The organism is Paenibacillus sp. FSL K6-2859 (assembly GCF_038008265.1).
GTDB lineage: Bacteria > Bacillota > Bacilli > Paenibacillales > Paenibacillaceae > Paenibacillus_AQ > Paenibacillus_AQ nitricinens.
The window spans coordinates 5345446-5358131 of sequence record NZ_JBBOYU010000001.1; the positions used below are offsets into that span (position 1 = coordinate 5345446).

The 12686-nt window shown below is 44.6% G+C and carries 8 protein-coding genes; 1 reads left to right on the forward strand and 7 read right to left on the reverse strand.

Features of this window, described 5'->3' with window-relative positions:
- The first annotated feature begins 108 nt into the window (after window positions 1-108).
- Window positions 109-4590 carry a S8 family serine peptidase gene (locus MHB64_RS23910; RefSeq protein ID WP_341135507.1) on the forward strand — a complete coding sequence of 1494 codons (4482 nt, stop codon included), beginning with the start codon at window positions 109-111 and terminating at the stop codon, window positions 4588-4590.
- A 491-nt stretch (window positions 4591-5081) separates the two neighbouring features.
- Here MHB64_RS23910 and dnaJ read toward each other — a convergent pair whose 3' ends face one another.
- The 7 genes from dnaJ to hemW form a co-directional block, all read right to left on the reverse strand.
- Window positions 5082-6206, reverse strand: a complete 1125-nt coding sequence (dnaJ, locus tag MHB64_RS23915; RefSeq protein WP_094872718.1) for a molecular chaperone DnaJ — start codon at window positions 6204-6206, stop codon at window positions 5082-5084.
- Window positions 6207-6463: 257 nt separating this feature from the next.
- Window positions 6464-8311: a molecular chaperone DnaK gene (dnaK, locus tag MHB64_RS23920; RefSeq protein WP_094872716.1), complete on the reverse strand. Its 1848-nt coding sequence runs from the start codon at window positions 8309-8311 to the stop codon at window positions 6464-6466.
- Between the two features lie 115 nt (window positions 8312-8426).
- Window positions 8427-9008 (reverse strand): nucleotide exchange factor GrpE, encoded by a 582-nt coding sequence (gene grpE, locus MHB64_RS23925; protein ID WP_094872714.1) that lies wholly within the window; start codon window positions 9006-9008, stop codon window positions 8427-8429.
- A 49-nt stretch (window positions 9009-9057) separates the two neighbouring features.
- Window positions 9058-10089: a heat-inducible transcriptional repressor HrcA gene (gene hrcA / locus MHB64_RS23930; protein WP_042191003.1), complete on the reverse strand. Its 1032-nt coding sequence runs from the start codon at window positions 10087-10089 to the stop codon at window positions 9058-9060.
- 152 nt (window positions 10090-10241) lie between these two features.
- Window positions 10242-10697 carry a copper amine oxidase N-terminal domain-containing protein gene (locus MHB64_RS23935; protein WP_179281691.1) on the reverse strand — a complete coding sequence of 152 codons (456 nt, stop codon included), beginning with the start codon at window positions 10695-10697 and terminating at the stop codon, window positions 10242-10244.
- A 205-nt stretch (window positions 10698-10902) separates the two neighbouring features.
- Window positions 10903-11394 (reverse strand): N-acetyltransferase, encoded by a 492-nt coding sequence (locus MHB64_RS23940; protein WP_094872736.1) that lies wholly within the window; start codon window positions 11392-11394, stop codon window positions 10903-10905.
- A 93-nt stretch (window positions 11395-11487) separates the two neighbouring features.
- Window positions 11488-12660 carry a radical SAM family heme chaperone HemW gene (hemW, locus tag MHB64_RS23945; RefSeq protein WP_341135508.1) on the reverse strand — a complete coding sequence of 391 codons (1173 nt, stop codon included), beginning with the start codon at window positions 12658-12660 and terminating at the stop codon, window positions 11488-11490.
- Window positions 12661-12686 lie beyond the last annotated feature (26 nt).

Below are 12686 nucleotides of genomic sequence, written 5' to 3' on the forward strand. Positions count from 1 at the left end.
AGCTGTAGAATAAATTTAATTTTCATAATTTTTTACATTTTATGTTGAGGAGGAGAATTACAGATACACACTGCAATATAAAAATTCATTTTGGGAGGATGAACTTATTTGAAACGTACCTTTAAACACTCTATTCAAAGAATTGGTATTGGGGCGGCGAGCTTCGGACTGGCTGTTTCTGTCCTTTTTCCATCCGCTGCATTTGCGAACTCATCCCTTGAATCATCAACTAACCTAGTTAATAATGTACAGTCTCAAAGTGCGACCCCTCATAACTACGCGGGTGTGCTCAAAGGTTCAGCACCAGTATCCGTAATTGTGGAATTAACTAATAAACCAGTCAGTGTGTATGAAAATGAGGCTAAAACTTCTTCTTTACGATCCTCAGTCTCCTTACAACGCAGTAAAATTATCTCGGAGCATAAAAGTTTTATTTCCTCAGCGCAGAAAATCGATGCCGATATCGGTTTTGAATACAGTGAGATTTTTAACGGATATTCCATTACTCTGCCAGCCAATCAAGTTAACAAGCTGTTAGAGCTTCCGGGCGTTGCAGCTGTTTATCCAAATGATGAAGTCCATGCGTTAGCAGACAGTGTTGAGTTAGCGACTTTGCCTGTTACACGTTCTTATTCGGACAGCGGCAATCTTATAGGTGCGGATAAACTACATGCATTAGGTTACACAGGGGAAGGGGTACAGGTAGCGGTTGTCGATACTGGCATCGATAAAAATCACCCTTTATTAAAGGATAATTATAAGGGGGGGTACGATGCCTATGATCAGGATAATGATCCGTCAGAAACACCTCCTGACGCTAACTTCCCTCCAAAAAATGGTAGCCCATATGAAACCTCGCATGGCACTCATGTAGCCGGTACAATATTGGATGTTGCACCTGAAGTGGATTTGTACGCGTATCGCGTACTTGGCCCTTACGGTTCCGGTCCAACAGCGGTTGTAATCGCGGGTATTGAGAAAGCGGTCGCTGATGGAGCCGATATCATTAACCTTTCCCTGGGCTCTGATGTCAACCAAAGTTATTCCGCAAGTTCAATCGCGATAGACAACGCCATAAAATCGGGCGTAAATGTTGTTGTTGCCGCCGGTAACGCTGGACCGGATGTAGGAACATTAGGCGAACCTGCTGGATCTCAACTTGCACTTAGTGTAGGTGCTTCTACTACCCCAGTGAATACCCCATTCTTTGATATTGGCGATGTTAAAAAAATTCCAGGGACATTAGCCACTTATTCCCCAGATTTAGTTGATAATATCGCCGGTAGTAAGATCGTTTACGCTGGTCTTGGAGCTACTTCCGATTACACAAATTTGGATGTCAAAGATAAGGTAGTCCTTGTCGATCGAGGTGAGCTGAGCTTCGGAGATAAATCTCTAAATGCCAAAGCAGCTGGAGCCAAGCTTGTCCTAATTGCTAATAATGCTGAAGGTGAACTCAGTCCCACCCTCGGTGCGCCCGGGAATTACATTCCTACCTACGGAATTACTCAAGAAGATGGCAAAGAGATAAAAACTCAGATGAAGGCTGCTAAAGATATAATCAGTTACTATATAGCGCTTGAAGTAAATCAGTTAGCTAATTTTAGCTCTATGGGTCCTGGGATGCCGGATTATCTAATCAAACCTGATGTTGTTGCGCCAGGGGTCAATATCAACTCGACGATACCTAGCTGGACTGGGGATTACGAACATGCTTATGGCTTAAAAAGCGGAACCAGTATGGCAACCCCACATGTTGTAGGAGCTGTCGCTTTGCTATTGAGTGAAAACTCTAACCTTAAGCCAAATGAAATTAAAGCACTGCTGATGAACAATGCGGATCCTATCTTCAAGCGTAATGGAGATGCTTACTCTTTGTATCAACAAGGTGCCGGATTAATTAATTTGGAGAAATCAGCAAAAGCTGAATCTATTGCTAAAGTCGGGGAGAGCTTAATTAGTGGTCTTCCAGGTACTGTAGAAATCCCTTATTACACAGGTTCCTTGTCCTTTGGCCTGCTCCCAAAAGGGGCTAGCGTAACGAAATCAGTTTATGTAGAGGACTTTAAAGGGATTGGATCAACCTACACGCTGTCCACCGAATGGCTTACAAAAGCGCCTGGTGACATTAGTATTAATATTGCACCAAAAAGTATTACCTCAGGTGTAGATCATTATGCACAATTTACACTGAAGGTATCTGATACTGCAAAAGAGGGAGCATATGAAGGTATCCTGTTCCTAACCTCTGATACAGAAACTCTTCGCCTTCCCTTTAATGCACTTGTCGGCGATAAATTCAATTTAGAGCCTGTTAATCAACTTTCTTTTGAAGATCCACAGATTTCTCCTAATGGGGATGGTCGCTTAGACGATACCACCTTTACCTTCTCTGTCAATGAAGAGCTGGATGGCATAAGTTTTGTAGCCTCTTCAATAGATGCTCCTGCGACAGTTTTAGGTGCAGTTTATTCTATCGATGAAAAGGTCTATCGTGGCGTGTACGAAATTACAAATTGGGATGGAGCGTTAACAGACCTGGAGACCTCCGCCAAGTCCACTTTACCAGATGGTCACTACTACATCACTCCTGTGCTTCCCAATGGACAACTGCTCGAGACACAAAAGATCAAGTTCACAATTGATACCGAGAAACCATTAGTTTCCGGCATCACACTTGAGGAGTACGAACGTGAGGTGCCAACCGATCCTGGTGCGGCAGAAATTAGTGGGTTCATTGATGATGACCTAATGGCCTATTATATTTCTAATACAAAACCTATTGGAAACTGGTTTACCGTGTACGCCGAAGGTAAACATTATGATGGAAACACTTATAAATTCGGTGGAGTAATTGCAAATAACGGTGCTTTTTCCATTGACGTTCCTGTAAACGAGGGGCTTAATGAGTACAAAATCTATGTGGTTGATAAAGTAGGTAATGGCGCGGACGACGATGATTATGCTCAGCGACTGCTTTATAGCACAGGAGATGGTATTTTCAATGTAACTCCGTCTCTATCTGCAGCCACCATTGATGTGGGACAACCGGTAACCGTTGATCTTGGGTATTCCGTGACAGATGAGGTTTATGGCGTCTATGGGGCTTCATTCGCTGTCATCTACGATGGTTCTCTCGAAAAACCAGTGATCCAGCCAAGCGTACAACTGGCTACGTATCAAGAGGAGCATTTCTCCGGAGTTCCACTTACAGAATTCTCACAAACCTATGATCTAAAAGACGGCCGCAAAATGACACAGTATAATGTCAATCTGTCAGGTGGTGCTTATCACGGCTCTGGCTCACTAGCCCAAATAACCTTCAAACCAGCTAACGCAGGTACCTATTCCTTTGAGCTGTACGATGTACAGGTCTGGAATGATGCTACAACATCAACAATCCCATCTGGTTTGAGAACGGTAAGCGTAACTGTTAAGACACCTGAAACACCGAGGCCAACTCCTACACCATCAACTGATTCGTATGTACCTACAGCAACCAGTGCTCCTGCTTCTGGAACCACTTTAAAATCAGGGAAGCTGGTAGAGACCGCAGATCCAGCAGGCGGCAAGCCTTCAGCGGTATTCAACATCTTAGATACTGCATTAGCAAATTCGATCCAGAATGCAAAAGACAAGACTTCTGTACTTGATCTAAGCGATGTAAGCTTCAATAAATATAGCCAAGTGGTTATTTCTCTTACCCCGGCCCAAGCCGAGCAGTTAAAAAAATCGGAGAATACGCTCCGCCTAAACGGTAGTGGGTTCAATGTACTTATTCCAGCGGCAACACTTCCGGATTTCATCAACAGCAACGGCTTAACCCTTACGATTAGCCTGACAGATGCGGGCAACACAGCAGTTTTAGCAGGTAGCTCAGCCGCAATAAATATCGGTTCTTCCATTCTCACCATCAAAAATGGTTGGACAACCGGAAAGCCGATCATCCTTCAGCTTAATCTAAAAGCCGCCAGTCTACATGATGCTCGAAAGACTGCTGCTTATGTAGAATCAAAAGATCGTAAATGGTCCTACCTGCAACCTGGTTCTATCAATAAAGATGGGATTCTACAGTTTAACGTTACTGGTGATGGTTCTTACAGCGCAGCATCCAGAAATATAAGCTTTAAAGATATTGGCACACACTGGGCTCAAACCGATATCGAGGTCCTTGCTGCCCATAGTATCATTGCTGGCAAAGGAGCCGATGGCAGCTTTAAGCCTGCCGACACCTTAAATCAGGCAGAGCTTCTAACGCTCTTCGACCGTCTACTTGGAAAAGGTGACACTTGGAATACTCGCATCAAGGAAAGCGGATCTCGTGATGTGCTGACCCGCGAGGAAGCAGCTCTTATCATTGCTAAGGCCCTTGGTGCAGATCTTACAGTAGCCAAAACACCTTTAAGCTTTAAGGATGCCGACAGCATCGCTGCGGAAGCACGCAACGCTGTAGCCTATGCTGTAACCAAAGGTTATCTCAAAGGTGTTACTGCAGATAACTTCAATCCACAAGGTACTCTGACTCGTGCACAAGCAGCAACGATTCTGAGCCGTGTGCTCGAGGATCTACGTTCTTCGAACAACCTCTAGTTGCACTTTAAAAGAAAGAATCCCAGCAGGCATTGGCTGCTGGGATTCTTTCGTCTTTAGGTCACATTTCTTCCTTGCCGATCCGATGCCACTATCGGACTGCATAGTCGCTATTCGCCTGAAAAGCACCAATAATAAACACTTTTTTGGGCAATAGCTGCACTGGACGATAAATTCGCTAATAACGCCGTCTGGGTCCGATAACCTGTGCAGATAATTCAAAGTAGATAGTTTGTTAAAAAACCTGGAACACAGCCGGGCTTTACTGGGGTCGGGTTACTGGTGCGGGGTGCGGGGTCCTGAAGTTCAGTCGGGTTTGCCGGGTTTGCGGGCTCGTAGATTTTCGCGGCTTCTAGCACCTTCTTAAAGGCGCTACATGAAATTGGTAAGTCGTCTCTACTAACCAAAAAAGCAGAGCAGCGATCCCCAAATAACGAGGGGATCGCTGCTCTGCTTTATTTTTATTTACTCAACTAATTAAATTAGAAATATCAGTCCCCGCGGAACGCACGCTTCACACGATCAAAGAAGGATTGCTCATGCTCATGAGTGTTTTCTCCATTTAGAGCGGCGAACTGTCGCAACAAATCTTTTTGCTCGTCATTCAGCTTGCTAGGAGTCACAACAATGACCCTAACATGCTGGTCGCCTTGGCCAGATCCACGTAGACGTGGAACCCCTTTGCCTTTGAGACGGAAGAAAGTACCGGTCTGTGTTCCTGCAGGAATCTTCAGCTTCACTTTTTCCGTTAAGGTAGGAATCTCAATCTCATCGCCAAGTGCGGCCTGTGCAAACGTAAGTGGAACCTCGCACATAATATCATCGTTCTCACGCACGAAGAAATCATGCGATTTAACACGGATAACAATATACAAGTCTCCAGCAGGACCGCCACGTAAGCCGCCTTCGCCTTCACCAGTCATGCGCAGCTGCGCGCCGTCATCGACACCGGCAGGGATACGCACATGAATCTTACGTTGCTTCTTAACTTTACCCTGTCCGCTACAAGTCGTACATTTTTCTTTAATAATCTTACCTGTACCACTGCAATGCGAACATGGACGACGATTACGCATCTGTCCAAGTGGTGTATTCTGTACGAATTCCTGTTGCCCACTACCATGACAAGTGGAACAAGTCTCTGGTTTAGTACCCGGTTTAGCCCCGGAGCCGTAGCAGGTATCGCAAGTTTCTGTACGTGGGATAGTAATATCGGTTTCTTTACCGAATACCGCTTCCTTGAATTCAATGGTCATGGTGTACTGCAAATCTCCACCGCGCTGTGGTGCGTTAGGATCACGACGTCCGCCGCCGCCAAAGAACATATCAAAGATATCGCCTAGTCCTCCGAAGTCGCCGCCACCGCCGCCTCCGAAGCCGCCCATACCTTGGTTAGGATCAATATGGCCATATTGGTCATATCTAGCTCGCTGTTGTCCGTCGCTAAGAACATCGTAAGCTTCTTTTACTTCTTTAAACTTAGCTTCAGCATCATCTGCTTTATTCACGTCTGGGTGATATTGGCGCGCCAATTTCCGGTACGCTTTCTTCACCTCGTCGTCTGAAGCATCTCTACTGAGGCCAAGCACTTCATAATAATCGCGTTTATCTGCCACTGCTTTCACCTCCGTACGTTACATACTCAAATTCCTAATTCTCTGTCAAAGAAACCATTATACGATAAAACCCCAGGCTCTGACCATCCAGTTCCAGCAGATGTTTATTCTTACAATATCAGAAGGCGCATTCGCGAAGAGTGTGCAAACTGATATTACAAAAGGAAAGTCAAAACACGGGATGACCCGGTTTTGACCTTCCCTTCTTAACTATATAAGAATTTATCAGTTACGCCCTATACACTTATCGTTTAAGGTTACCCTTGATTCTTATCTTCGTCAACAACCTCATAATCAGCGTCAACTACATTGTCTTTCTTAGGAGCGCCTTCAGCAGCTCCAGCGCCACCTTCAGCACCTTGCTCTGCTTGAGCAGCTTGTTCGTACAGCTTCATGGACAACTGTTGTACAATCTCAGTCAATGCTTCTGTAGCTGCATTGATTTCTTCAAGATTGTCAGTTTCAAGTGCTGCTTTCACTTTATCTTTAGCTTCGTTTGCTTTTTCAACTTCGGAAGCATCCGCTTTATCTCCAAGATCTTTGATCACTTTCTCAGTGGAATACACGAGTTGGTCAGCGCTGTTCTTCGCTTCTACCAATTCTTTACGCTTACGGTCTTCCTCAGCGTGAAGCTCGGCATCCTTCATCATTTGTTCTACTTCTGCGTCGCTCAGACCGCTGGAAGAAGTGATAGTGATCTTTTGGCTCTTGTTCGTGCCTTTATCAGTTGCAGACACATTCACGATACCGTTGGCATCAATATCGAAAGAAACTTCGATTTGTGGTACGCCACGTGGTGCTGGTGGAATCTCGTTCAGCATGAAGCGTCCCAATGTTTTGTTGCCATTCGCCATTTGACGCTCACCTTGCAGCACGTGAATCTCTACGCTAGGTTGGTTGTCAGCAAAAGTCGAGAATACTTGAGATTTACTTGTAGGAATCGTAGTGTTACGCTCGATCATCTTCGTAAACACGCCACCTGCAGTTTCAATACCGAGGGAAAGCGGAGTTACGTCGAGCAATACAACGTCTTTTACTTCACCAGTCAATACACCCGCTTGAACAGCAGCACCCAGTGCTACTACTTCATCTGGATTCACACCTTTGTGAGGCTCTTTACCAGTAAGTTTCTTGATAGCATCTTGTACCGCAGGGATACGAGTAGAACCGCCTACCAGAACGATTCTAGTAAGGTCTGCAGGCGTCATGCCAGCATCAGACAAGGCTTGACGAGTAGGTCCCAAAGTACGTTCAACTAGACCAGTAGTCAGCTCATCGAATTTAGCACGAGTAAGGTTGATCTCTAAGTGCTGTGGTACTCCGTCAACAACTGTGATGAACGGAAGAGATACAGTAGTTGTCAGTACGCCTGACAATTCTTTTTTCGCTTTTTCAGCAGCATCTTTCAAACGTTGTACAGCCGATTTATCTTTGCTCAGATCAATGCCTTGCTCTTTCTTAAATTCGGATACAAGGTAATCCATAACCACTTGGTCAAAGTCGTCGCCACCAAGTTTGTTGTCACCGCTTGTAGCTTTTACTTCGAAGAAACCATCGCCCAGTTCAAGGATAGATACGTCGAACGTACCGCCACCAAGGTCATAGACAAGGATCGTTTGATCTTCAGATTTCTCAAGACCGTAAGCCAAAGCTGCAGCAGTTGGCTCGTTCACAATACGTAGAACTTCCAAACCTGCAATTTTGCCTGCATCTTTAGTAGCTTGACGCTGGCTGTCATTGAAATAAGCAGGAACTGTGATAACAGCTTGAGTAACGGTTTGGCCAAGATATGCCTCTGCATCGGATTTCAGCTTTTGCAGAATCATTGCTGAAATTTCTTGTGGAGAGTATTCTTTACCATCGATGCTTTCTTTATGGTTCGTACCAATATGGCGTTTAATCGAGCTGATCGTACGATCAGGGTTAGTAATTGCCTGGCGTTTAGCTGTTTCACCGACGATACGTTCGCCGTCTTTCTTAAAACCTACCACCGAAGGGGTTGTACGCGCGCCCTCTGGGTTTGGAATTACAACGGCTTCGCCGCCTTCCATTACGGCAACGCAAGAGTTCGTGGTTCCTAAGTCAATACCGATAACTTTACTCACAATAATTTGCCTCCTCTAAAGGTATATGGAGCATTCGCTCATTAAAATAATAAAATATTTAAAAATTCGGTTGGTACCGATGGCGGACAGATACTGCCCGTCCTATATATACAGATTACATGCTGACTTTGACCATAGCAGGACGAAGGACTCTATCTTTCAGGAGATATCCCTTTTGGACCTCTTCCGTTACGATACCCTCTTCGTACTCCTCGCTCTCCACCTGCATAATAGCCTGATGGTATTCAGGATTAAAAGGCTGGCCTACTGTTTCCATAGCCGTAAGTCCCTCGGACTTCAATACCCCATCTAGCTGACGGAAAATCATATCAACACCCTTAACGAAAGCTTCGGACTCAGGGCTACTAGGAGTAGTGACTAACGCACGCTCGAAATTGTCCAGTACTGAAAGCAATTCAGTCACGAGCTTGGAGGTGGCATATTGAGCCAACTCTTCTTTCTCCTTCTGAGTACGACGACGGAAGTTATCAAAATCAGCCTGCGCACGCAGCGCACGTCCTTGATATTCGTCAGCGAGATCCTGCAGACGTTTTACCTCCGCACCTGTGCCTGAAGCACCTTCACTAATTTCTTCTGTCGTAAATGAGTTGGTTTCAGAAGCTACATTAGCCTCAAGTTCCTCATTTATCAAATCATCTTTGAATTCATTAGCATCTTGAACTTGTTCCTTTTTCAAGTTGTCTTCACCTCCTTAAAATCATTCACGTTATCAATGTTGACTCTGTTCACTTATACCAGTGTGCCAGCATCGCTGTCAAATCTCGGGATAAAATGCCCAAGATCCCCATCACTCTTGCATATTCCATTCGTGTCGGACCAAGGATACCTATGCTCCCCAGTGCCTGCCCATCAAGAGAATAAGTGGCGGTGATCAGACTGCAGTTAGCGAACGCTTCATGATTGTTCTCCGTCCCTATTCGGACCTGGATACCTGTGCCGCCTGTTGTAGGGGCCAGCATTTTGAGCAATGTAGGCGTCTCTTCCAGCAGATCAAGAATGCTTTTCACCTTGTCAACGTCTTTGAACTCAGGCTGTGTAAGCATATTCGTGGCTCCACTAAGATAGATACGCTGCTCTTGATCACTTTCCAGCGCAATGTCCAGCACTTGCATTAATTCTTCATAATGTGAGATGTGACGCTGCATTTCCTCGCCAAGCTCGGAATACAGCCGAGTCTTCAGCTTATAGAGTGGTACATTGACCAGCTTACTATTCAGTAGGTTAACCACTTTCTCCATCTCGGAAACGGATATCTCCGGTGGAATGTTCACCGTACGGTTCTCAACTTGACCCGTACTTGTAACAATAATCGCTACAGCGGTTTTATCATCTAGTGGTAACAACTGAAAATGACGCAATGATGTATGAAAAACCTCCGGTCCCAAAAGGATGGAAGTGTAATTCGTCATATTGGAAAGAATCATCGCCGCATGTTGGATTACCTGCTCCATCGCATTCAGCTTCTCGGCAAAAAAAGCGCGGATCGTGCCCATCTCTGCCGTTTCGGCGGAATTCCACGGTACCAGATGATCCACATAATATCGGTATCCTTTATGGGAAGGAATTCTCCCTGCCGATGTATGAGGCTGCTCGAGATAACCCAAATCCTCTAGGTCAGCCATTTCATTTCGAATGGTCGCAGGGCTGTACCCTACATCACCCCGTTTAGAAATGCTGCGAGATCCTACCGGTTCTGCGGATGAAATATAATCATCTACAATTGCATTTAGTATCATTCTCTGGCGATCAGTTAACATGTTATCCCCTCCTATCGGCTGTTGGCTCCGATTCGTTAGCACTCGACTCAGATGAGTGCTAACCACTAATACAAAAATACCAAACTGACATTGACATTGTCAAGTGAGTTCAGCATCTTAAGTACTACTTTGTAGTTTTAAATCATAATCGATTACTCCTGTGCTTCCAATACTCCGTCTGTAGTAATACTGGCAGTATAAGTTGAGCCGTCCCATATTACCGCATTCTGTATAGATTCTGCAACAAATCTTAGTGGAACAAGAATGGTTCCGTTCTGCAGAAAGGATTGACCATGTAAAGCTCTAGCCTTACCATTATATATGACCTCACTGCTGCCCAACTTTAGTTCAAACTCCTTATTGCCCTTCACTCCTGATACGGTTTTGGTTTGGTTATTCCACTCATAAGCTATCCCTAATTTTTCACAAATCGTTCTAATCGGAACATACACAACTCCGTTTATATACTGGGGTTGGACAGAAAAATCCACTTTCTCGTTATCAATATTAATGGTAATAGGTTTATCCGCGGCAAAAGCTTGTATTGGTATTACAAAAATAAGCAACAGAGTTAGCAAATATACCGCAGTTCTGTTTGTACGACTCATCCTAATTCCCTCCATTCGATTAAGTAACCAACATTCCAAGATTCATCATTACATTTATTCAAAAAAATCCCAATCTAAAGTATAAAGTAGCACCATCTTTCTGTCCATTCATATAATCCATTCTACAATAACAGAAAAAACACCCCCAATAGTCGGATAACAGACTAATGGAAGTGCATTATATTCATAATAAGCGACTACACGCTCAGTTCAGCATCTTAAGTACTGCTATTTCATCGCAGGCATGCTGCTTTTTACAATTCACGCAATCTGTCCATACCTTTTCGGGAAAAATCTCTTTCTCCACGACTTCGAATCCATTTCTTAGAAAGAAATCAACGGCGTAGGTTAGTGCCATGACTTTAGGGATTTTCTGGTTTCTGGCTTCCTCCACCAATTTCGCCAAAATCATAGAGCCTATACCTTTTCCCTTACCCTCGTCATTCAAGCCGATCGAGCGAATCTCAACGAGATCATTCCCGAGCTTAAAAAGCGAACCACAGCCTACGAATCTACCCTCGATTTCGGCAATCACAAATTGATCGATCTGGCGAGTCAGCGCCTGCCTGGAACGGGGCAACATGATCCCGCGCTGTGCGTATTCTTCTATCATCAGATACAACGGTTCAACATCTTCTATCACAGCGTTTCTGCAAATCACCTGTGCATCTCCTGCAGGAGACGAATGGCGGATCATTTCCGTTTTGGCAAGCACTTAAATTCACCCCTCTGTTGATAATATGAATAAATATACAACAGAGTGAATTACAATTCAAGAGGTATTTTAAAATTAAACCTCTGTCAGTGCGCCTACAAATTCTGCGAAAACATCATTCCCAAAAAGGATTCCTTGCTTGCTGAGTCGGTAAGTACCCTCTTCGTGCTCAAGCAGACCCGCGTGCAGCATCTTATGCAAGGATTTCGCAAATACATCCTCCATCGAACGCCCAAATTGCGCCTGAAAAGCCTCATTAGAGACACCATTATGCATTCGCAAGCCAACCATCATAAAGTCCTCCATCGCTTCTGCTTCAGTGATGGGGTATGCGTCTAATCGAGGCAGGCCTTTGCGTGTTGCTTCAATATAAGGATTTACGCCCTTAACATTAATATGCCGCTGGCGCCCCACATATCCATGTGCTCCTGCTCCAAGACCATAATAATCTTCATTACGCCAGTAAGTGATATTGTGACGACTCTCCTTGCCTGGTTTTGCGAAGTTACTGATTTCGTATTGGTTATAGCCCGCTTCCTTCATCGATGACATCAACAAGAGGTACATTTGCAGTTCGTCTTCTTCATTAGGAAGCGGAAGTTTGTTCTTATTAAATAGGGTGTGAAAAAGAGTGTTCTCCTCCACCTTCAAGCTGTAAATAGAATAGTGGGGTAAATCTAGCTCGAGCGCCTTGCGAATACTTTCGCTCAGCATCTCGACTGTTTGGTTCGGTAAACCAAACATAAGGTCAACCGACAGGTTGTTAAGTCCGACTGCTCTAGCATTCTCTAAACTGCGATATACATCATCAACATTATGAATCCGGCCAATGCCCGTAAGGAGTTCGTTCTGAAACGCCTGAACACCAAAGCTCACCCGATTCACGCCGCCTTCTTTCATAACCGTCAACTTATCTAAATCCGTTGTTCCCGGATTCGCTTCCATGGAGAACTCGATATCTTTATCCCAGTTCGGGAAATGTGTTCGAACAGATTTTAGAAAATAAGCCATCTCATCCGGTTTCAGTACAGTTGGGGTTCCACCACCGACAAAGATTGTTTTGATGACACCCGGAGGGGTGATCTTGACGGTCTGCTCCATTTCCCGATCCAAAGCCTCCAGATAATCCATCACCGGCTGATCCTTGAGAACGTAGGAATTAAAATCACAATAAAAGCACTTATTGGTACAAAAAGGAATATGAATGTATACGGCCTCAGGGGGACGGCCGTTAGTATTCGTGGTCATTAGCTGTCTCCTTTATATAAAAATAT